Raw genomic sequence first — 20,692 nt, forward strand, 5'->3', positions numbered from 1 at the left:
GTCCGGGCATCGGGACGAACCGGGTGATCCCCCGCACAGCGGCGGGCTCCGGTGGCGGCGGGCGACGATGCTCCGTCGCCCGCCGCCCGGACCTCAGCGGGGCTGGTTCGGGTCCTCGCGGTCGAACCGCTGGGTGCGCTCGTCGTCGGCGGCGGGCGACGGCGCGCCCGGCTCGGCGGACTGGCGCGGGATCGCCTGCGTCGGGTCGGCCGACGGCGGCTGGCCGAACGGCGCGGACTGCGGCGATCCGTACTGCGGCGCCTGCTGCGGGCCGGCGTACGGCGAGCCGGCCTGCGGGTCGGCGGACGGCGGGCCGGACTGCGGGCCGTGTGGCGGCGCGGTGTTGAACGGCGGCGCCGACTGCGGCTGGCCGTACGGACCGGGCTGCTGCTGCGGCCAGCCGGGCGGGGGCGAGCCGGCCTGCGGGTAACCCTGGCCGGGCTGCTGCGGGTAGCCGCCCGCGCCGGGGTAGCCCTGACCCGGCTGCTGCGGCCAGCCGGGCTGGGGCTGGCCGTACACGCCCGGCTGCGCCTTGGGCTTCGGCACGTAGTAGAGCGTGCGCCAGATCTTGAACACCACGAACGCGGCGATCCCGAAGATCGCCAACCACGCCACGCGGGTGAGCAGACCGAGGAACGCGTCCAGCACCTCACCGTCGGCGAGCCGGCCGACCAGCCAGATCAGGAACGTCAGCGCGCCGAACACGACGGAGACGGCGTACTCGACGAGCGCCACCTGCGTGATCAGCTTGGCCTTCGGCACGACCGGGAGGATCACGGTGGCGATCAGGACGGCGAGCAGCGGCAGGACCGTCGCCTCCAGGCCGATGAAGGCGAAATACGTGCTCCCGGCGCGGCTGCTGAACGTGCTGTAGTCGACCGGCACCAGCAGGCGCAGCAGGCCGACGAAGAGAAGCACGGCGTTGGCGCCGAGAAGGACGAGCGCGGCCAGTTCGCGCAACGGCTTGATCAACTGGCTGGCCTGCGCGGCGTCGCCGGACGCGGGCTCGGCGGGGCTGGTCACGGACTCCCCCAGGGGACGAAAGCGGACAGTTGCCGAAGTGAGCGTAGTCTCTCCGGCCACCGGACGATCGACGGCGGCGCGTGCGCAAGGATGGACGCCATGCGCATCGTGGTACTGACCGGCGGCATCGGGGGCGCCCGTTTCCTGCTCGGCGTGCGGGCGTACGCCCGTGAGGTGGGCGCCGAGGTGACCGCCGTGGTCAACGTCGGCGACGATCTGCTGCTGCACGGGCTGAAGGTCTGCCCCGACCTGGACAGCGTGCTCTACACGCTCGGCGGCGGCGCCGACCCGGAGCGGGGCTGGGGCCGGGCGGGCGAGACCTGGACGGTGAAGAACGAGCTGGCCGCGTACGGCGCGGAGCCGAGCTGGTTCGGCCTCGGCGACAAGGACGTCGCCACCCACCTGGTGCGCACCCAGATGATCAACGCCGGCTACCCGTTGTCCCAAGTCACCGAGGCGCTGGCGGCGCGCTGGCAGCCGGGCGTACGGCTGCTGCCCGCCACTGACGACCGCCTGGAGACGCACGCCGTCGTCACCGACGACCAGGGCCGCCGGGCGATCCACTTCCAGGAGTGGTGGGTGCGCCATCGGGCCGCCGTACCCACCGACCGGTTCGTCTTCGTCGGCGCCGACACGGCGAAGCCCGCGCCGGGCGTGGTCGAGGCGATCGCCGCCGCGGACGTGGTGCTGATCGCGCCGAGCAACCCGGTGGTGAGCATCGCGCCGGTGCTGGCGGTGCCCGGTCTGCGCGACGCGGTGACCGGCGGGCCGGCCCCGGTGATCGGGGTGTCGCCGATCATCGGCGGCGCGCCGGTACGCGGCATGGCCGACCGCTGCCTCGCCGTGCTCGGCGTGGAGTGCAGCGCGGCCGGCGTGGGCGGCCTCTACGGCGCCCGGTCGGCGGGCGGGCTGCTCGACGGCTGGCTGGTCGCACCGGAGGACGAGGACGCCGTGGTGCCGGACGTGACCGTCCGCGCGGCGCCGCTGCGGATGACCGACGAGGCGGCGACCGCCGCGATGGTGCGCGCCGCGCTGGAGTTGATGTGAGGCTGGAGATCCTGCCGGTGCCGGGCATCGGCGACGTGACCGAGGGCGACGACCTGGCGGCGCTGATCACCGGTGCGGCGCCCTGGCTGCGCGACCACGACGTCCTGGTGGTCACCAGCAAGATCGTGTCGAAGGCGGAGGGCCGGCTCGTCGACGTGCCGGCCGACGGCCCGGAACGGCTCGCCGAGCGGGACCGCATCCTGGCCGGCGAGACCGCCCGGGTGGTGGCGACGCGGGGCGCGACCCGGATCGTGCAGACCCACCACGGGTTCGTGATGGCCACCGCCGGCATCGACGCCTCGAACGTGGACAAGACCCGCCTGGTGCTGCTGCCCGTCGACCCGGACGCGTCCGCCCGGGCGCTGCGCGACGCGCTGCGCGACAGGTACGGCCTCGACGTGGCGGTGATCGTCAGCGACACCATGGGCCGCCCGTGGCGCAACGGGCTGACCGACGTGGCGCTCGGGGTGGCCGGCATGCCGGCGATCCGGGACCACCGGGGCGAGGTCGACCCGTACGGCAACGAACTGTTCGTCACCCAGATGGCGGTGGTCGACGAACTCGCCGCCGCCGGTGAGCTGATCAAGGGCAAGTGCGACCAGCTACCGGTCGCGGTGATCCGGGGTTACCTCGCCGCGACCCGGGACGACGACGAGGGCGCCCGCGCGCTCGTCCGCGACGCCTCGATGGACCTGTTCTCGCTCGGCACGGCCGAGGCGCGCGCCGCCGGTCTGCGGGCGGCGGCGACGCTCGCGGACCGGATCGGCCCCGAGCCCGCCGACCCGGACGCAGTGCGGCGGGCGATCGACGCGGTGGCCGACGTGGTCGCCCCCGGCACGGTCTTCACCCACGTGACCGACGACGAGGTACGCGCCGGACTCGCCGCCACGGTGCCCGGCTGGCCCACCTCGGCCACCGGCCTGCTGCTCGGCGCGGCGCCCGCCCCTGTCGACCCGGCGGATCTGGTCCGGTTCGGCGCGGACCTGCAACGTCTGCGCGCCGCGCTGGCCGCCGAAGGCGTCGACTCGATGTTGCTCCCGCCCCCGTCCGGCAGCACCGCGAGCGCCACGCTGGCGCTCTGAGACGGTCAGGCGTCGAGGACGGCCCGGCCCAGCGGGGTGAGCGTGTGCAGGACGGTGTTGCGGTCGCGCCGGCTGACCAGCAGCCCCGCGTTGCGCAGCACAGTGGTGTGCTGGCTGGCCGCGGCGGCGGAGATGCGCAGCCGGCGTGCCATCTCGCCGGTGGTGCAGCCCTCGTCGGCGGCCTGGAGCACCCGGGAGCGGGTCCGGCCGAGCAGGGCGGCGAGCGCCTCGCCCTGCGGTGACGCGGCGGCGCCGGACGCGGGCGTCAGACCGGCCAGCCGGTCGACCGGGTAGACCAGCACCGGGGGCAGCGTCGGGTCGACCAGCGCCACCGGGGTACGCGAGCAGAAGAACGACGGCACGAGCAGCAGCCCGCGGCCGTCCAGGTGCAGCTCCCGGGTGTCCGGGTAGTCGAGCACCTCCAGCACGCCCGAGACCCAGCGCATGTTCGGCCGCAGGCTCGCCAGCAGCCCCTCGGCGCCGCCGTCGAGCATGGCGCGCGCACGCCGGGCCCGGTCCGCCTCGACCGCCGCCTGCACGCGGGACCAGTACGGCGTGACCGCCAGCGACTGGTAGCGCGCCATGGCGTCGGTGAGGTGGTGCAGCGTCTCCGGTTCGCCACGGGCGAGCGCGGTGGCCGACGACGGCAGCGTGGTCTCCCCGGCGAGGAGCGTCAGGTCGCGCTGCAACATGTCCACAGGGGTGCCCCGGACCGCGTCCAGCCCGGCCTCGAAGCCCTCCCGGCTGGCGGACGGGGTGAGGAAGTCGGGGAAGTAGCCACGCGGCGGGTTGAGCGCGAGCAGCAGGCGGTACTGCTCGGCGTCGGTGTCGGTCCGCAGGCCGTGCGCCACCGTGCGTCGCCACGTGGTCATCATCGGGTCACGGCTGCGCCCCTGGAGCAGGTGCAGGCTGAGGACCAGTTCCCAGAGCGGGTCCGCGGCCGGGGCGACCCGGGTCCGCAGGACGTCCTCGCCCGAGAAAATGATCTTCAACATGGATTGCTCCCGTGCGGACGGCGGGGGTGCCCGCCACACTTCGCACTGTACCCGCCGGTACTAATCTCCATCTTTAAGCGTCAGGTGAAAAACCTCGACGCCGGGCACGCCCGTTCGGCAAACTCTCTGTTGCCTGCCGACGCCGGGGCGCAACGATGACCCGGACGCCGGCTGACGGGCGTGGCCGGGTGGCACCACGAGGGTCTGCGACATCAGTCGCAGGGGTGCCGCCCGGCCCTCGCTCATCCGATCCAGAGTGCCACCCGGTGGTCCTCGTCGGTGACGTAGTAGCAGCGTCCCGCCAGCTCGGCCAGCCCCTCCACGTGGTGGAACGGCGCCAGCTCCGCGACCACCTCCCCGGTCACCAGGGCGTCCCCGCCCGCGTCGTGCCGGAACCGCACGTGCCGGGAGGTCACCTCGCCGCCGTGCGGGTGGTCGTCCAGCAGCACCGAACCCTTGCCGAGCGCGTCGATCGACCCGGTCACCGCCGCGTAGCCGCCGTCGCCGGTCGGGGTGATCGCGCGGAAACCGGTGAGCGCACCGGGCGGCGTCACCCCGGTCAGCGCGTACGCCCCGAGCGCACGCAGGTCACCCGGCCGCTCCGGGTCGTCGAACATCTCCGGTACGCCGGCCAGCTCGACGTAGACCGGCTCCCCCTCGGCGGTCACCGGGAAACGCAGCCCGAGCAGTGCCGTACCGTCCGGGGTGAACGCCGCCGCCTCGACGTTGATCGGCAGGTCGTCGGCGGCGAGCCGGGTCACCCAGCTCTTGGCGCGGGCGGTGCCCCGGGCCAGCGTCTCCACGATGAACCGCTCCCGGACCCGGTCACCCGGTGGCAGCAGCGTCAGCGGCGCGGTGGCGAGCGCGTCGTTCACCGCCCGGTGCAGCCGGAAACGGTTGCGCACCACCCGCACCGGCAGCGGCCCGGCCACGGCGTCGTCCTCCCGGAACCGGGCCACGAACGCGCGCCGGGGCCGCAGCGGGCCGCCCTTGGACCCGAAGTGCGAGCCGAAGACGTACACCCAGCCGTCGTGGTGGGCGAGCGCCTCGCCGTCCTCGGTGCGGCCGTTCTCCGGGCCGGCGTCGGCGGCCACGTGGTGCGCCTCCCAGTGACCGTCGTCGCGCTCCAGCAGCAGCGCCAGGCACTCCTCGACCGGCCCCTCGTCCAGCACCGTCCAGAAGCCGCGACGCGCGCCGTGCGCCCGCAGCAGCGCGGCCGACCGCACCGGCAGGAGGTCGCTCGCCTCGTTGCCGGCCACCAGGAACTCGACGAGTCGCAGGGTCACCGCGCCAGGGTACGGAGGCGGCGCTCGTAGAGTGTCCGGGTGCCCGATCTCATCTCGTACACCGAGCTGCACGCCGACGCCGTCGCGACGCTGAGCCGCTGGACGGCGACCAGCCCCGCCGCCGACGCCGCCCGGGACCGGACCCTGGCGCTGCTGGCCGACGGGCCGGTGGCGATGAGCCGGACGCACCGGGCCGGGCACGTCACCGCGAGCGCGCTGGTGCTCGACCCGGACGGCCGGGTGCTGCTCTGCCTGCACGGCAAGATCCGCAGGTGGATGCAGCTCGGCGGGCACTGCGAGCCCGGCGACCGGACGCTCGTGGGCACCGCGCTGCGCGAGGCCACCGAGGAGTCCGGCATCAGCGGCCTGACCATCGAGCCGGAGCCGATCGACGTGGACATCCATCAGGTCGCCTGTCAGGGCGGCTCGTTCCACTACGACGTCCGGTACACCGTGCTGGCCCCGGCCGGTGCGGTCGAGCAGGTCAGCGCGGAGTCCGAGGCGCTCGGCTGGTTCCCGCCGGACCGGCTGCCCGAGCCGCTCGCCCACGCCACGGCGCAGCTCGTGCCCCCGGCGCTCGCGGCGCTGGCCCGCCGTACGCGCGGCTGAACGAGGGCACCGCGCCGCGCCGCCGGGCGTGTCCCGCTCCGGCGGCCTGGCGCGCGGCCGATCAGACCAGGCCCTCCTCGCCGCGTTCCTTCAGCTCGTCCACGATCTTCTTCACGTCCTGCGCGCGGTCGCGCGGGCAGACCAGCAGCGCGTCCGGGGTGTCCACGACGATCAGGTCGTGCACCCCGACGGTGGCGACGAGCCGGCCCGAGTGCGGCACCACCACGGTGCCCGTGGTGTCGTGCAGCAGCACGCCCGGTTTCGCGTCCCCGCCCAGCACCACGTTGCCGGCGCCGTCGGCGGGCAGCACCTCGCCGAGCGTGTGGAAGTCGCCGACGTCGTTCCAGCCGAAGTCGCCGGGCACCGTGCCCACCCGGCCCGCCGTCGCCGCGCCCTCCATCACCGCGTAGTCGACCGAGATCCGGGGCAGCGTCGGCCAGATCCGGCCGAGCACGTCGTCCTGCTCCGGCGTCCCCCAGGCCGCCGCGATGGCGGTGATCCCGGCGTGCAGCTCCGGCTGCTGGCGGGCCAGCTCGGCCAGGAAGACGTCCACCCGCCAGACGAACATGCTGGCGTTCCAGAGGTGCCGCCCGGAACGGACGTACACCTCGGCCACCTCCGCGGCCGGCTTCTCCTTGAACTCGCGTACCGGGCGCAGCGGACCGTCCCCCACCGGCTCACCGGTCTCCAGGTAGCCGTAGCCGGTCTCCGGGCGCGTCGGGGTGATGCCCACCGTCATCAGCAGCCCCTGCTCCGCACCCCGGATCGCCTGGCGTACCACCTCGGCCAGCCGGGCCGGGTCGCCGATCAGGTGGTCGGCGGCGAACGAGCCCATCACCGCGTCCGGGGTCCGGGCGGCGATCACCGCCGCGGCCAGCGCGATCGCGGCACAGGAGTCCCGCGGCGACGGCTCGACAAGGATGTTCTCCTCCGGCAGGCCGGCCAGTTGCCGAGCCACCGCCGCGGCGTGCGCGGCCCCGGTGACCACGAGCGTGCGCTCCGGAGTGGTCAACGGCGACAACCGGTCGACAGTGGCCTGCAACAGCGAGGCGGCGGTGCCGGTCAGCGGGTGGAGGAACTTGGGGTGGCCGGCACGGGACAACGGCCACAACCTCGTGCCGCTGCCGCCCGCCGGGATGACGGCGTAGAACATCAGCACATCATGCCCGAAGCGGGCGAGCCGTCACGGTCGGTCGCCCGGGACCGGCAACCGGCGCTCAGGAGCGCGCCCGTCGCCACGCCGCGATGTGGACCTCCGCGCTGGACTCCCAGGTGAACTCCTTGGCCCTGTCGAACCCGGCCTTGGCCAGGGACAGCCGCCGCTGCTCGTCGTCCAGCAGGGCGGCCAGGTCGGTGGCGATCTGGTCCGGGTCCTCGCTGGTGTACGCGACCGCGTCGCCGCCCACCTCGGGCAGGGACAGGCGCGGCGTGGTGAGCACCGGGGCGGCGCACGCCATCGCCTCCAGGATCGGCAGACCGAAGCCCTCGCCGTAGGAGGGGTAGGCGGCCACCAGCGCGCCGCCGAGGAAGCCGGGCAGGTCGGCGTAGCGCAGGTAGCCCGGGCGCAGCAGCCGCAGGTGCGACGGGACCTCGGCCACCGCGCGGTCGATGTCGTCGTCGTGCCCCTGGCCACCGGCCACCACCAGCGCGGGCGGGTTCGGCCGGTCGGCCACCGCCCGGGCCCAGCCGCGGATCAGGTTGGGTACGTTCTTGCGCGGCTCCTTGGCCCCGAGGAACGCGATGTAGCTGCCGTCGCCGAGGCCGAGGCGGGCCCGGACGCGGGCCTTCTCCTCGTCGCCCGGCGCGTGGAACGCGTCCTGGTCGACACCGTGGTAGGCGACGTCGATCCGGGTCGGGTCGGCGTCCAGCAGCCGGATCAGCTCGTCGCGGGTCGCCTTGCTCGGCACGATCACCCGGCCGGCCCGGCGCAGCGACGTCTTGATCGCGCTGCGGAAGAACGTCCGGCGCGACTTGTCGTAGTGCTCCGGCTCGGTGAAGAAGGTCGCGTCGTGCACGGTGACCGTCACCGGGCACCCGGCGCGCAGCGGGCACGTGTAGAACGGCGAGTGCAGCACCTCGGCGCCGACCTGCTGGGCGAGCAGCGGCAGGCCGGTCTGCTCCCAGGCCAGCCGCGCCGGCCGGTGCGCCACCGCCGCCGGGGCGGGGATCACCTCGGCGCCGGGCAGCATCCGGTTGTAGCGCTCCAGGTCGGTGCGGAGACTCACCACGGCCAGGTCGACGCCGGTGCCGCAGACCCGGCCCAGCGCGCCGAGCAGTCCGTCGACGTATCTACCGACGCCGCCACGGTCGGCGGGGACACTCGTGGCGTCGATGAGAACGCGGGGCGGGCGACCGGCGGTCACAGGGCGACTCCTCAGGTGGCGCAGTTGTGGGGAAGAACACTCTCGCCAAGCCTACGCCGGGCCGGGCGCAAGGTGCTGACCGCGACCCGACGGTACGCCGACTTGTCGTTGTCATCGAGTACGCACGCGGGGCGCGTATCGTTCGCGCCGATGGCCGACAACATTGCCCGGGTGTTCGCCGACGCGATCGCGCCCGACCCCACCCGACCGCTGCTGACCTGGTACGACGACGCCACCGGCGAGCGCACCGAACTGTCCGGGGCGACGCTTGCGAACTGGGTGGCGAAGACCGCCAACCTGCTCACCGACGAGGTGGGCGCCGCGCCGGGCGACGCGGCCGGGGTGCTGCTGCCGCCGCACTGGCAGACCGCCGCCGTACTGCTCGGCTGCTGGTCGGCGAAACTGACTGTGGTCGACTCGCCAGGCCCGGTGGAGGCGCTGTTCGTCGCAGTCGACCGGGTCGACGAGGCGGCCGGGTGGCCGGCCGGCGAGCGGTACGCGCTGGCGCTCGACCCGTTCGCGCTGCCGATGCGGCAGGTGCCGGCGGGCTGCACCGACTTCGTCACCGCGGTACGCGGACACGGCGACCACTTCACGCCGGACCCGGCCGCCGGCGAGGCCGACGCGGCACTGCTGGCCCGCGCCCGGGCTCGCGCCACCGAGCTGGGCCTGGCTCAGGGCGACCGCCTCCTGGTCGACGTGACCACTCACCCCGACCCGGTCGAGTGGCTGCTCACCCCGCTGATCGCGGGCGCCAGCGTGGTGGCCTGCGCCCACCCCGACCCGACCCGCCTGGCCGCCCGCGCCGAAACCGAGAAGACCACCCACACCCTGCCCTGAGCCGCCGCCCTCCCCCTCCCCGTCGATCTTGCAGTTTCAGCCCTCGGCGTGGGTGATTCGCCCCTTTCGCCGGGGCGGAAAGTGCAAGATCAGCGAGGTGAGGCGGGGCTGTCGGTGGTGGCCCGGCGCTGGGCCAGGGCGGCGAACGCCGTCAGGGACTCGGGGTTGGCCAGGGCGCCCTTGGCCGCCGCGCTGTCCACAGGGGTGCCCGTCAGGATCTTCTTGACCGGCACCTCCAGCTTCTTCGCGCTCAGCGTGCGGGGCACCGCCCGGACCTGGTGGATCTCGTCCGGCACGTGCCGGGGCGACAGGGCCGTACGCAGCTCCCGGCAGATCTTCCGGCGCATCTCGTCGTCGAGTTCCAGGCCCTCGGCGAGCACCACGAACAGCAGCAGCTCACCCGCGCCGCCCTCGTCGTCCTCCAGGTGCACGACCACCGAGTCGACCACCTCGTCCAGCCCTTCGACCACCGAGTAGAACTCGGCGGTGCCGAGCCGCACCCCGCCCCGGTTGAGCGTGGCGTCGGACCGGCCGGTGATCACGCACCCGCCGCGCTCGTTCACGGTGATCCAGTCACCGTGCCGCCACACCCCGGGATAGACCTCGAAGTACGCCTCCCGGTAGCGGGCGCCGTCCGGGTCGTTCCAGAACCCGACCGGCATGCTCGGCATCGGCTCGGTGATCACCAGTTCGCCGAGCTGCCCGATCACCGCGCTGCCGTCGGCGGAGCGGGCCTCCACCTTGGCGCCCAGCGCCCGGCAGGCGATCTCCCCCGCGTACACCGGCAGCAGCGGCACGCCGCCGACGAACCCGGTGCACACGTCCGTGCCGCCGGACAGCGACTGGAGCTGGAGGCGGTCGCTCACGTTCTCGTACACCCAGGTGAAGCCCTCGGCCGGCAGCGGCGCGCCGGTCGAGCCCAGGCCGCGCACCGCGGACAGGTCGGCGACCTCGCGCGGCACCAGCCCGGCCTTGCGGCAGGCCAGCAGGAACGGCGCGGACGTGCCGAAGTACGTGGTGCCGGTGTCAGCGGCCAGCCGCCACAGCGCGCCCAGGTCGGGGTGGCCCGGGTTGCCGTCGAACAGCACGATCGCCGCGCCCACCGCCGGGCCGGAGACCAGGAAGTTCCACATCATCCAGCCGGTCGTGGTGAACCACAGGAACCGGTCGGACGGGCCCAGGTCGTGGTGCAGCGCCAGCATCTTGAGGTGTTCCAGCAGGATGCCGCCGTGGCCGTGCACGATCGGCTTGGGCAGGCCGGTGGTGCCGGAGGAGTAGAGCACGTAGAGCGGGTGGTCGAAGGCGACAGGGGTGAACGTCAACGGCTCGTCGATGTCCGCCGCCAGCTCCGCCCACGGCAGCGCGCCGTCGGGGGCCGGGCCGTCCGGATCGAGGTACGCGACGGCGACGGTGTGCCGCAGCGACGGCAGGGCGGCCCGGATCGCGGCCACCTCGGCGCGCCTGTCGACCGGCTTGTCGCCGTACCGGTAGCCGTCCACGGCGACCAGGACCGTGGGTTCGATCTGCTGCCAGCGGTCGGTGACGCTGCGGGTGCCGAACTCGGGTGCGCAGGAGGAGAAGATCGCGCCGAGGCTGGCGGTGGCGAGCAGCAGGACGTACGTCTCGGGGATGTTCGGCGCGTACGCGGCCACCCGGTCGCCCGAACCCACGCCGAGGCGGCGCAGCCCGGCCGCCACCCGGCGGACCCGCTCGCGCAGTTCGGCAGCGGTGAGCGTCTCCGGCGCGCGGGTCTGACCGTGTGCGATCACCGCCGGGTCGTCGTCGCCCAGCCCCGGCATGCGCAGCACGTTCTCGGCGTAGTTGAGCGTCGCGCCGGGGAACCAGCGGGTGCCCGGCATGGCCCGGTCGGTGAGGGTGGCCGTCGGCGGGGTGTGCGCGACGACGTCGAACCAGTCCCAGATCGAACGCCAGAACGCGTCCAGGTCGGTCACCGACCACTGCCACAGCGCGTCGTAGTCGGCGAACTCCAGCCCGCGGTGCTCGGCCAGCCAGCGCAGGTAGTCACCGATCCGGGACCGCTCCCGCACGTCCGCCGGCGGCGTCCACAGCACGTCAGCCACTGATCCACCCTCCCCTGGGCCCGCCACGACGGTGTGCCGGAGCCGTGGCGCCATCTTGCCCTACCTCGTGCCGCCATTGTCCGCGCCGGGTACGCCGTACGGGGCGTGCCCCACCCACACCCCGCACCCCCACCCCATGTGGGCCGGGTGCAAGGAAGGGCCCCCGGTTACGGGCCCTTCCTTACACCTCAGCCGGCGCGGTGAGCCTGGATCGCGCGGCGCCGGGCCAGCCGGTGCGCGCGCCGGATCTCGGCCTCCCGGAAGCGGCGCTCGTCCTCCGGCGACTCGGGCAGCACCGGCCGGACCGGGCGGGGCGAGCCACCCACGTCGACGCCGACGAAGACCAGGTACGCAGTGGCAACCCGCACCGGCTCCTCCTCGGCCGAGTCCCAGCGCTCGGCGACCACCTTCACCCCGACCTCCATCGAGGTCTGGCCGGTCCAGTTGATCTGGGCGTGCGCGTGCACGAGGTCGCCCACCCGGACCGGCTCGGAGAAGACGATCTCGTCGATGGACGCGGTCACCGCGGTGCCGCCGCTGTGCCGTGCCGCCGCCGCTCCGGCAACGTCGTCCACGAATTTCATCAGTACCCCACCGTGCACGGTCCCGTACAGATTGACATCGACCGCGGTCATGATGCGACTGAGCGTGACGCGGGAGTACGAGGTCGGCTTACCCGGCGGGACCGCGGGATGATCTGTCATGCCGAAAACGGTACGGTGCGCGGATGCGACATCTCTGGAGCTTCCTCGCCGGGTTGGCGGTGGCGCCCGTCACCTGGGTGCTCGTCACGCTCGGTCAGGACGGATCTGAGCGGACCGTCGACCGCTGGGTGGAGATCGGGACGTACAGCACACCGAACCTGATCGAGCCGGCCGTCTATCTGGGCGTCGCCGGCATCCTGCTCGGCCTGCTCGGCACGTTGCGCTTCTCGCCGTTCGGCCCGCTGGTGGCCGGCCTATTGCTCGCGGTCCCGTACCTCGGGCTGTTCGTCGCGCCGTTCAGCGTGCGGGACCGGGTGCCGGACGACCTGAAGCTGCTCGGTGACCCGCTGCCGCTGCGCGACCCGCTGGACAACGGCACGCTGTTCCTCATCGGCGTACTGCTGCTGATGGCGGTGTTCAGCACGAGCCGCTGGCGGCGTCCCGCCACACCCCCGACGACCGAGGCGGAGCTGACCCCGGCCGTCGCGCCGGTGGAGCACAAGCCGGCGCTCACCGACTGGCCCCCGGCGCCGGCGAAGGACCCGGACACGCCTCCGCTCACGTTGGCGTACCCCGAAGCCCCCACCGAACCCCTGCCCCGCCGCACCGGCGGCGAGTCGCCGTGGTCGGCGCCGCCGCGCGGCGCGGGCCGGCCGGAGGGCACCGAGAGCCGTTGACGAGCGCGGGCGGGCCGGTACGCAACCGGCCCGCCCGCCCGAACGTCCTCCGGTCAGCCCTTGAGTAGCTGGCGCGCCATGACGATGCGCTGCACCTGGTTGGTGCCCTCGTAGATCTGGGTGATCTTGGCGTCCCGCATCATCCGCTCGACCGGGTAGTCGCGGGTGTAGCCGTAGCCGCCGAGCAACTGGACCGCGTCGGTGGTGATCTCCATGGCGGCGTCCGAGGCGAAGCACTTCGCGGCCGCGCCGAAGTAGGTCAGGTCGGCGTCGCCACGCTCGGACTTGCCGGCGGCCGCGTACGTGAGCTGCCGCGCCGCCTCCAGCTTCATGCCCATGTCGGCGAGCATGAACTGGATGCCTTGGAAGTCGGCGACCGGCTTGCCGAACTGCTTGCGCTCCTGGACGTAGCCCTTGGCGTAGTCCAGCGCGCCCTGCGCGATGCCGACCGCCTGGGCGGCGATGGTGACGCGGGTGTGGTCCAACGTCTTCATCGCGGTGGCGAACCCGGTGCCCTCGGCGCCGATCATGCGGTCGGCCGGGATCCGGACGTTGTCGAAGTAGACCTCGCGGGTGGGTGAGCCCTTGATGCCGAGCTTCTTCTCCGGTGCGCCGAAGCTGACGCCCTGGTCGGACTTCTCCACCACGAACGCGGAGATGCCCTTCGACCGGGCTGTGGGATCGGTCACGGCGAAGACGGTGTAGTACTCGGACACGCCCGCGTTGGTGATCCACCGCTTCACGCCGTTGAGCACCCAGTGGTCTCCGTCACGTACCGCCTTGGTGGTCATCGAGGCGGCGTCGCTGCCCGCCTCCGGCTCGGAGAGGCAGTAGGAGAACATGCCCTCGCCGGCCGCGACCGGCGTGAGGTACTTGCGCTTCAGCTCCTCGGAGCCGGCCAGCAGCAGCGGCATGGTGCCCAGCTTGTTCACCGCCGGGATCAGCGAGGAGGACGCGCAGGCCCGGGCCACCTCCTCGATCACGATGGCCGTGGCCAGCGCATCCGCGCCGGCGCCGCCGTACTCGACCGGGATGTGCGGGGCGTGGAAGTCGGCCGCCCGCAGGGCCTCGTACGACGCCTTGGGGAACTCACCTGTCTCGTCCGCCTCGGCGGCGTGCGGAGCCACTTTGGCCGCACAGACCTCACGGACCGCCTCCCGGATCGCCTCGTGCTCCTCCGGCAACCGGTAGACGTCGAACGACTGTTCTGCGGCCATGTCGGCCCTCCCCTTTCACCGCTATCATGCGCAGTCTGTGCCGCCCGGGGGCCGACGACTGCCGCAAACTGAAGGATAGCCACCGGCCCCGGCCGAACCTTACCGGCGGGTAGGCTCGCGCCCGAGCCTCGCCCGCCCGAGCCCACTACCCTCACAGCAGACATCCAGTTCCCTCGGTGCCCGGCCTCGGCGCCCCAGCAGAATGCGACGCGTGGAAGCGCCGCCAGTGCGAGCGGAGAAGACAGGCGTGACGATTCCGTACCCGAACACCCAGCCGATGCCGGCCATCGCCGCGGTGACCCCGCCGTCCGGCGCCGCCCGCCCGAGGGTGACCTTCCTCGGCACCGGCTACCTCGGTGCGACCTACGCCATCTGCTACGCGGAGCTGGGCTACGAGGTGCTCGGCTTCGACGTGGACGCGGACAAGATCGCGAAGCTGAACGCCGGCGAGGTGCCGATCCACGAGCCCGGCCTCGACGAGCTGCTGCGACGCAACCTGGCCGCCGGCCGGCTGCGGTTCAGCACCGACATCCAGGAGACCGCCGACTTCGGCGACGTCCACTTCATCTGCGTCGGCACCCCGCAGCGGGCCGACGGCATGGGCGCCGACCTGTCGTACGTCGAGGCGTCGGTGACCAGCCTCGCCCAGCACCTGACCCGCAAGGCGCTGATCGTCGGCAAGTCCACCGTGCCGGTGGGCACCGCCGAGTGGGTGGAGCAGCTCGTCGGCAAGCACACCCCGGCCGACCTCGGCGTCGAGGTGGCGTGGAGCCCCGAGTTCCTCCAGGAGGGCTTCGCCGTCGACGACGTGCTGCGTCCGAACCGGATCGTGGTCGGCGTCAAGAGCGAGTGGGCCAACGGCATGCTGTTCGCCGCCCACAAGGGCGTCTTCGACCTGGCCGCCACCGAGGACCGCGAGGTGCCGCTGGTGGTCACCGACTTCGCGACCGCCGAGCTGGTCAAGGTGGCCGCGAACGCGTTCCTCGCCACCAAGATTTCCTTCATCAACGCGATGGCCGAGGTCTGCGAGGCGGCCGGGGGCGACGTCACCCAGCTCGCCCGCTCGATCGGCTACGACCCGCGTATCGGCAACCGCTTCCTCCAGGCCGGGCTCGGATTCGGCGGCGCCTGCCTGCCCAAGGACATCCGCGCCTTCCAGGCCCGTGCGCAGGAACTGGGCGCCGGTGAGGCGCTGCGCTTCCTGCACGAGGTCGACCTGATCAACCAGCGCCGCCGCAGCCGCGTCGTGCAGCTCGCCGCCGAGCTGCTCGGCCGCCGGTCCGGCCCGGCCGGGCCGGACCTGTCCGGCACCCGGGTCGCGGTGCTCGGCGCCACGTTCAAACCCAACACCGATGACGTACGCGACGCGCCGGCGCTCGCGGTCGCCTCGCTGCTCGGCAAGGCCGGCGCCGACGTGCACGTGTTCGACCCGCAGGGCATCGAGAACGCGCGCCGGGCGGTGCCCGAGCTGACGTACGAGGAGAGTATGAACGACGCCGTCCGCGGCGCCGACCTGGTCTGCGTGCTCACCGAGTGGGCCGAGTTCCGCAACGCCGACCCGGTCGCCCTGGGCGAGCTGGCCAACGGTCGCAAGGTGGTCGACGGGCGCAACTGCCTCGACTCCACATTGTGGACGCAGGCCGGCTGGGAGTACCGCGGGATGGGCCGCCCCTGATCCGCTGACCGTGCGGACCGGCCGCTGGGGAACGTCTCCCGGCGGCCGGTCCGTTTTTGTTGTCCGGAACGCGGCGGCAACTGTCGAAATCCCGGCCCACTCAAGGCATGCTGCCTCTGGGAGGTCCACAGTGCGGGGGCACGGGCGGACGGGAGACTGTCGTGGAGAGCTTCAGGTGCGCCTCGTGCGGGCAGGACATCAAGCCCGCCGTCGTCTGCCCGCACTGCGGCGCGCACCAGCCCCAGTGGGCCGAGCACCTGGCCGACATCGAGCGTTCCATCGCCGAGATGAAGGCCCGCGACGCCGAGATCGCCCGGGAGCAGCGGCAGATCGCGGCCAAGATGCAGGCCGCCCTCTTCCAGCGGGACATCCTCGCGCACGCCGGTGAGGAACGGATCCGGCAGGCCACCCGGCCGCGCCGGGTCCTGCGCCGCCGGGCCGGCCGCCGCCCGCCCACCGCCGCCACCGGCGCCCCGCCCCGGGTGCCCCGCCAGGGCACCCCGCCGCCCGGCCCGGAGGACCTGCCCCCGTCGCCGCCGCGCGGCCGCCCGCGCTGGCTCGACGCGGACGACCCGGAGCACCCGCCCGAGGCGTCCTCGCGCGAGGTGCAGAACATCCCGCTCGGGCTCGGCGCGCTCCTGCTCGGCGTCGCCGCCGTGGTCTTCGCCGCGGTGGCCACCAGTTCGATGGACGCACTGGCCCGCCTCGGCGTGCTGCTGGTGGCGACGGCGCTGATGCTGCTCGCCCCGCCGGTGCTGGCCCGGCGCGGCCTCACCTCCACCGCCGAGACCATCGCCGCGGTCGGGTTGCTGCTGGTGCCGTTGGCCGGGTACGCGCTCTGGGCCGTCGACCGGATCGGCGGCAGCGGCTCGGGTGCCGCCTTCGCCGGGACGATCTTCCTGGTCACCACGCTCGTCGCGCTCGGGTACGCGTACGGGACGGGTCTGCGGGCACCCCGCTTCGCCACGGTGCTGGCCGCGCAGCCGGTGCTGCCCCTGCTGGCGTACGAGCGGATCACCGGGCCGGTCGGCTGGGCGCTGGTGCTCACAGTGGTGGCGGTGCTCGACCTGATGCTCGCCCGATCGGCTGTGGTACGCGAGCGGCCGGTCCGGCGTGACCTGCCCGCCACCGAGCCGGCGACGCCCGTTCCGCCCCGGCAGCGCGCCGACGAGGACCGGCCCGAGTCGGCGCCGGAGGAATCCGCCGAGGTGCTGGGCGGCGAGACGCCACCGGGTCCGGCCGCCACCGCCCGGCCGGTGCCCTGGCTGCCCGAGCTGACCTGGCTGCTGCACGCCGTGGCGGTCGCTGTCGCGCTGGCGTACGCGGTCACCGGCCTGCTGCGTGCCACCACGGTGCCGCCGGCCGCCGCCGCGGGCACGGCGCTGCTGCTCGCCGCCCTCGTCGCGCTGGCCGGGACGCTCGTGCTGCGCCGGCCGCCGCTGCCGGACGTCGGCGCCGGCATCCTCACGCTCGCCGTCATCGGCGCGCTCGGCCGGGTCGCCTCGGTGGCCCTGCCCGGCCGGTCCCTGCTGCTCATCTCCGCCGTCATCGCGCTGACCGGGCTCGCCGTCCGGGCCGTACCGGAGACGGCCCGGCGTGGTCCGCAGATCGCCTCCGCGGTGGCGCTCACGGTCTGCGGCCTCGTGGTCGCCGGTGGCGCGCTGCGCGCCGGGCTGGCCCCGGTCCGGGCCTCGCTGCCCGCCTGGTCGGCGGACCTGACCGGATGGCACGCCGAACTGGCCCAGGCCGTCGGACCGACCGGCTGGCAGCTCGCGGCCAGCGCGCTGCTGCTGACCGTCGCCGCCGTGATCGCGCTGCCCGCCGAGATCCGGCGCGAGTTCGCTGTGGTCGGCGCGGCGCTCACCGCGCTCGCCGTACCCGCGTCGCTCGGTCTGGGCTGGGCGGCGGCCTGCTGGCCGATGCTGCTCACCGCGGTCGCGATCGGCGTGCTCGGGCTGACCGCACGCACCGAACGGGCGGCGGTGGCGCACGCGGTGACAGCGACCGGGCTCGGCCTGGTCGGCGCCGGCGCGGCGCTCGCCCGCCCGGCCCTCACCGCCGCCGCGCTGACGGTGCTGTTCCTGGCCGGGGCGCTGGTGTCCCTCGCGCCGCGGGTCCGGCTCGCCCCGGCCGCGACGGACACGGTCTGCGCCTGGGCCGCGGGCGGCGCGGCGTTCGCCCTGCCCGGCGCCGTCGCCGCGTTCGTCGCCGCCACGGTGCCGACGCCGCCTGTCGCCACACCGGCGAACCTGCGCGAGATCACCGTGCCGATCCTCGCGGCGAGCTTCCTCGCCGTCTGCGTCACGCTCGGCTACGCCGCGCTGGTGCAGGTGGCGCAGCGGCATCTGAGCATGCCGCACGCGCTGGGTACGGTGCTCGGCGCGGTGGGCGTCGCCGCCGCCGCGTTCGGCGCGCCGGGCGCGACCTCGGCCGACGCGTGGGTGGGCAGTCTGCTCCTGGTCGCCGCCGCGCTGCTGGCGCTCGCCCCGCGCATCGACGCCGGGCGGCGTGCCGACATGTCGCTGGACGGTTCCGACCTGGCGCTCGCCGCCACCACCGTGGCGCTCGTCGCGACGCTGGCCCGGATCGCCGCGGTGCTCGCTCCCGGCGGCCAACTCGTGGTGGCCTCCGCGCTGGTGCTGCTGGTGGCGGTGGCCGCCCGGGCGCTCCCGGAGGAGTGGCGGCGCGGGCCGATTCTCGGCATCGCCGCCGGTGGCACGCTGATCGGCCTGATCGCCGCCTGGAGTGCCCTGCGTGGCGGGCTGGGCGTGCTCGCCACCCCCGGGCCGATCTGGGCCGGTGACCTGACCGGCTGGCCGGCCGCGCCAACCGGCGGGTCGACCTGGCAGGCTCCGGTGGCGCTGGCGCTGCTGGGGGTGACAGCGGCCATCCTGCTGCCGCCACCGTGGAAGCACGACGTCTCCGGTCTGGCCGCCGTGCTCGCCACGGTGGGCGCCCCGGCCGCGTTCGACCTGCCCTGGTGGTCACCGGTGCTGGTCGGTTGCATGGTCGCCACCGTCTACGGCATGGCGGCCGCGGCCGCTGTCGATCCCCGGGCCGCGCTGTCCCGGGCCACTGTGGCCGGGGTGGTGGCGTTGCACGCGGCCGGGGCCGGTCTGGTGCGGCCGTGGACCACAGCGCTGGCGCTGGGCAGCATCGCACTGATCGGCGCCACGGTGGCCGCCGTGGCACGTACGGTCGCGCCGTCGCTCGTCGACGATGTCCGCACCGAGGGCATGCCGCCGCACCTGGTGCAGGTGGGCGGCGCGGGTGCCGGAGCCGCGGTGCTCGCGCTGCCCGGCGCCGTGGCCGCGCTGGCAGTCGAGTACGGCCGTCCGCCGCAGGTGGTGCTGACCGCCGCGCTCGCCGCCGCCAGCATCGGCCTGGCCGCGATCGCCGCGGTACGCCGGCAGGTGCCGCAGTATCTTCCGTACGTCAGCGTGGCGGTGGTCGGCGCGGCCACCGTCACCGCCGCCGCCGCGCTCGCGGTCGGCCTGCCGGCGGGCGTGTTCGCCGCGGCCGCCGCGCTGCTCGGTGTGCTCGCCGAGCTGATCCGGGCCGCCACCGTCCCGCCCGCTGGTTCGGGCCGGCCGGTACGCCGCTGGACGGTGCTGCTCAACGGTGCGCTGCGCCGCGCCCCGGACGATCCCGAGCTGCGCTGGCGGGTCAGCCCGGCCGCCGGTGCGCTCGCCGCCGCCGCGCTGCCCACCGCGCTGGCGCTGGCCACCCTGGCGCCGACGCTCGTGGTGGCGCTGTTCTCGCCGTTCGCGGTGCTGCGCCGGGTGTGGCAGGGTCCGCCGCCGGAGTTGCTGACCCCGCCGCCGGAGGCGGTGAACCCCACGCACGTGCTCACCGCGCTGCTGCTGACAGTGACAGCGGCGCTCGCCGCCACCGGGTTCAGCGGCGGCCGGCGGTCCCGCGCGGTGCCGGTGATCCTGCCCGGAGCGGCGATCACGCTGCTGATCACGCCGGTGGCGCTCGGCAGGGGCTGGCCGGTGACCGCGCTGGCCGCGCTGGCGGTGTTCACCATCTCGATGCTCGGGCTGGCGCTGACCCCGCCACCGGCCATCGCCGAGCCGGGCCGGTCGATCCGGGTGGCCCGGGTGCTGGTCTTCGCGCTGGGGCTGACCGCCGGTGGCGCGGGGCTGGCCGGCAGCCTCGCCACGAGCGACCTGACCGTGTTCACGCTCGGCGGGGCGGTCGGCGTGGGCATTGTCGCCGCGCTGTTCGGCACCACCCAGCGGGCGCGCATCCTGGGCTGGTTGTTCGGCTCGGTGATGGCGCAGCTGTTCGTGCTCACGATCGGCCTGAAGTCCGGGCTGGCGGCGGTCTGGTCCGCGTTCGGGGTGCTCGCGGTCGGTGCGGCGTTGCAGGTGTTCGCCGCCACGCTGCCCCGGCTGCGCCGCCCGGAGGCGTACCGGGAGGCGGCCACCGTCGAGTGGAGCGGCTACGGCGCGGCGCTCATCGCGCTGGCGCTGGCGTACGACTCGCCCCGGCACATCGCCGCGCTGCTGGCCGCCTGGGGCGCGGTCCTCGGGGTGGCGGCGAGCCGCCCGGGACGGCGGCCGATGGAGCGCAACCTGCTGTTCTGGGCCGTGGTGGCCTGCGAGATCAGCGCCTGGTGGATCCTGATGCGGGTGGCCGACGTGGCGCTGCCGGAGGCGTACACGCTGCCGTTCGCCGCGCTGGCCCTGCTGGTCGGTGTCCTGCAACTGCGGCACCGGCCCGACCTGTCGAGCTGGGTGGCGTACGGGCCGGCGCTGGTCACCGCGTTCCTGCCCACGCTGGCGATCGTGATCGCGACCGAATCGAGCATGCTGCGGCAGGTGCTGCTGCTGCTCGGCGCCGTCGCGGTGCTGATCTTCGGCTCGACCAGCCGGCAGCAGGCGCCGGTGATCGTCGGGGCGACCGTGACCGCGATCGCGGCCGTGCACGCGTTGTTCAGCCTGGGCCCGTGGCTGGTGCTGATCCCGGTCGGCATCGTCCTGCTGGCGCTGGGCGCGAGCAACGAGCGGCGTCGCCGCGCCCAGGAGCGCCTGCAGACCGCGCTACGCGGCATGCGGTGAGCCGTCCGGCCCGGGCTGCGGCTGGTC

15 protein-coding genes are annotated in these 20,692 nt (G+C 74.3%); 7 read left to right on the plus strand and 8 right to left on the minus strand.

Annotation, left to right across the window (positions count from 1 at the left end; genetic code table 11):
* Window positions 1-93 precede the first annotated feature (93 nt).
* Window positions 94-1,023 carry a hypothetical protein gene (locus O7604_RS04680; protein ID WP_269702081.1) on the minus strand — a complete coding sequence of 310 codons (930 nt, stop codon included), beginning with the start codon at window positions 1,021-1,023 and terminating at the stop codon, window positions 94-96.
* A gap of 99 nt (window positions 1,024-1,122) precedes the next feature.
* On the opposite strand from O7604_RS04680, the gene cofD reads away from it, so the two are divergent.
* Together cofD and O7604_RS04690 are read left to right on the plus strand one after the other, a co-directional pair.
* Window positions 1,123-2,070, plus strand: coding sequence for a 2-phospho-L-lactate transferase (gene cofD / locus O7604_RS04685; RefSeq protein WP_269702082.1), 948 nt, complete (start codon window positions 1,123-1,125; stop codon window positions 2,068-2,070).
* Window positions 2,067-3,152, plus strand: coding sequence for a coenzyme F420-0:L-glutamate ligase (locus O7604_RS04690; RefSeq protein WP_281578975.1), 1,086 nt, complete (start codon window positions 2,067-2,069; stop codon window positions 3,150-3,152). Before cofD ends, O7604_RS04690 begins: the two co-directional genes overlap by 4 nt.
* A 5-nt stretch (window positions 3,153-3,157) precedes the next feature.
* Here O7604_RS04690 and O7604_RS04695 read toward each other — a convergent pair whose 3' ends face one another.
* Window positions 3,158-4,147, minus strand: a complete 990-nt coding sequence (locus tag O7604_RS04695) for a winged helix-turn-helix domain-containing protein (RefSeq protein ID WP_269702084.1) — start codon at window positions 4,145-4,147, stop codon at window positions 3,158-3,160.
* Window positions 4,148-4,389: 242 nt separating this feature from the next.
* Entirely contained in the window at window positions 4,390-5,433 is a 1,044-nt protein-coding gene (locus O7604_RS04700) for a hypothetical protein (RefSeq protein WP_281578976.1), read from the minus strand.
* Window positions 5,434-5,472: 39 nt separating this feature from the next.
* Between O7604_RS04700 and O7604_RS04705 the strand changes: the two genes are divergently transcribed.
* Entirely contained in the window at window positions 5,473-6,042 is a 570-nt protein-coding gene (locus tag O7604_RS04705; RefSeq protein WP_281578977.1) for an NUDIX domain-containing protein, read from the plus strand.
* 61 nt (window positions 6,043-6,103) lie between these two features.
* Here O7604_RS04705 and O7604_RS04710 read toward each other — a convergent pair whose 3' ends face one another.
* Together O7604_RS04710 and O7604_RS04715 are read right to left on the minus strand one after the other, a co-directional pair.
* Window positions 6,104-7,195, minus strand: a complete 1,092-nt coding sequence (locus tag O7604_RS04710) for a sugar phosphate nucleotidyltransferase (protein WP_281578978.1) — start codon at window positions 7,193-7,195, stop codon at window positions 6,104-6,106.
* 64 nt (window positions 7,196-7,259) lie between these two features.
* On the minus strand, window positions 7,260-8,405 hold the full coding sequence (locus O7604_RS04715) for a glycosyltransferase family 1 protein (RefSeq protein WP_269702091.1): 1,146 nt from the start codon (window positions 8,403-8,405) through the stop codon (window positions 7,260-7,262).
* A gap of 150 nt (window positions 8,406-8,555) precedes the next feature.
* Here O7604_RS04715 and O7604_RS04720 point away from each other — a divergent pair, with 150 nt between their 5' ends.
* Window positions 8,556-9,245 carry a TIGR03089 family protein gene (locus tag O7604_RS04720; RefSeq protein WP_281578979.1) on the plus strand — a complete coding sequence of 230 codons (690 nt, stop codon included), beginning with the start codon at window positions 8,556-8,558 and terminating at the stop codon, window positions 9,243-9,245.
* A gap of 89 nt (window positions 9,246-9,334) precedes the next feature.
* Here the strand turns inward: O7604_RS04720 and O7604_RS04725 are convergent, their stop codons facing one another.
* Both O7604_RS04725 and O7604_RS04730 read right to left on the minus strand, forming a co-directional pair.
* Entirely contained in the window at window positions 9,335-11,326 is a 1,992-nt protein-coding gene (locus tag O7604_RS04725; protein ID WP_281578980.1) for an acetoacetate--CoA ligase, read from the minus strand.
* Window positions 11,327-11,514: 188 nt separating this feature from the next.
* Complete coding sequence (locus O7604_RS04730) at window positions 11,515-12,030, minus strand: acyl-CoA thioesterase (RefSeq protein WP_269702096.1); 516 nt, start codon at window positions 12,028-12,030, stop codon at window positions 11,515-11,517.
* A gap of 23 nt (window positions 12,031-12,053) precedes the next feature.
* On the opposite strand from O7604_RS04730, the gene O7604_RS04735 reads away from it, so the two are divergent.
* On the plus strand, window positions 12,054-12,707 hold the full coding sequence (locus O7604_RS04735; protein ID WP_269702097.1) for a hypothetical protein: 654 nt from the start codon (window positions 12,054-12,056) through the stop codon (window positions 12,705-12,707).
* A gap of 53 nt (window positions 12,708-12,760) precedes the next feature.
* Here O7604_RS04735 and O7604_RS04740 read toward each other — a convergent pair whose 3' ends face one another.
* Window positions 12,761-13,924, minus strand: a complete 1,164-nt coding sequence (locus O7604_RS04740; RefSeq protein WP_269702099.1) for an acyl-CoA dehydrogenase family protein — start codon at window positions 13,922-13,924, stop codon at window positions 12,761-12,763.
* Between the two features lie 247 nt (window positions 13,925-14,171).
* On the opposite strand from O7604_RS04740, the gene O7604_RS04745 reads away from it, so the two are divergent.
* Window positions 14,172-15,599: a UDP-glucose/GDP-mannose dehydrogenase family protein gene (locus tag O7604_RS04745; protein WP_269702101.1), complete on the plus strand. Its 1,428-nt coding sequence runs from the start codon at window positions 14,172-14,174 to the stop codon at window positions 15,597-15,599.
* Between the two features lie 161 nt (window positions 15,600-15,760).
* Window positions 15,761-20,665 (plus strand): permease, encoded by a 4,905-nt coding sequence (locus O7604_RS04750; protein WP_281578981.1) that lies wholly within the window; start codon window positions 15,761-15,763, stop codon window positions 20,663-20,665.
* The last annotated feature ends 27 nt before the right edge of the window (window positions 20,666-20,692 follow it).

It is taken from the genome of Micromonospora sp. WMMA1947, assembly GCF_027497355.1.
Lineage (GTDB): Bacteria > Actinomycetota > Actinomycetes > Mycobacteriales > Micromonosporaceae > Micromonospora.

Bases quoted from the DNA above. Each gene is read 5' to 3' on its own strand.
- O7604_RS04730 (WP_269702096.1), bottom strand. From the start codon at position 12,030: ATGACAGATCATCCCGCGGTCCCGCCGGGTAAGCCGACCTCGTACTCC.
- O7604_RS04695 (WP_269702084.1), bottom strand. From the start codon at position 4,147: ATGTTGAAGATCATTTTCTCGGGCGAGGACGTCCTGCGGACCCGGGTC.
- O7604_RS04720 (WP_281578979.1), top strand. From the start codon at position 8,556: ATGGCCGACAACATTGCCCGGGTGTTCGCCGACGCGATCGCGCCCGAC.
- O7604_RS04710 (WP_281578978.1), bottom strand. From the start codon at position 7,195: ATGTTCTACGCCGTCATCCCGGCGGGCGGCAGCGGCACGAGGTTGTGG.
- cofD (WP_269702082.1), top strand. From the start codon at position 1,123: ATGCGCATCGTGGTACTGACCGGCGGCATCGGGGGCGCCCGTTTCCTG.
- O7604_RS04740 (WP_269702099.1), bottom strand. From the start codon at position 13,924: ATGGCCGCAGAACAGTCGTTCGACGTCTACCGGTTGCCGGAGGAGCAC.
- O7604_RS04735 (WP_269702097.1), top strand. From the start codon at position 12,054: ATGCGACATCTCTGGAGCTTCCTCGCCGGGTTGGCGGTGGCGCCCGTC.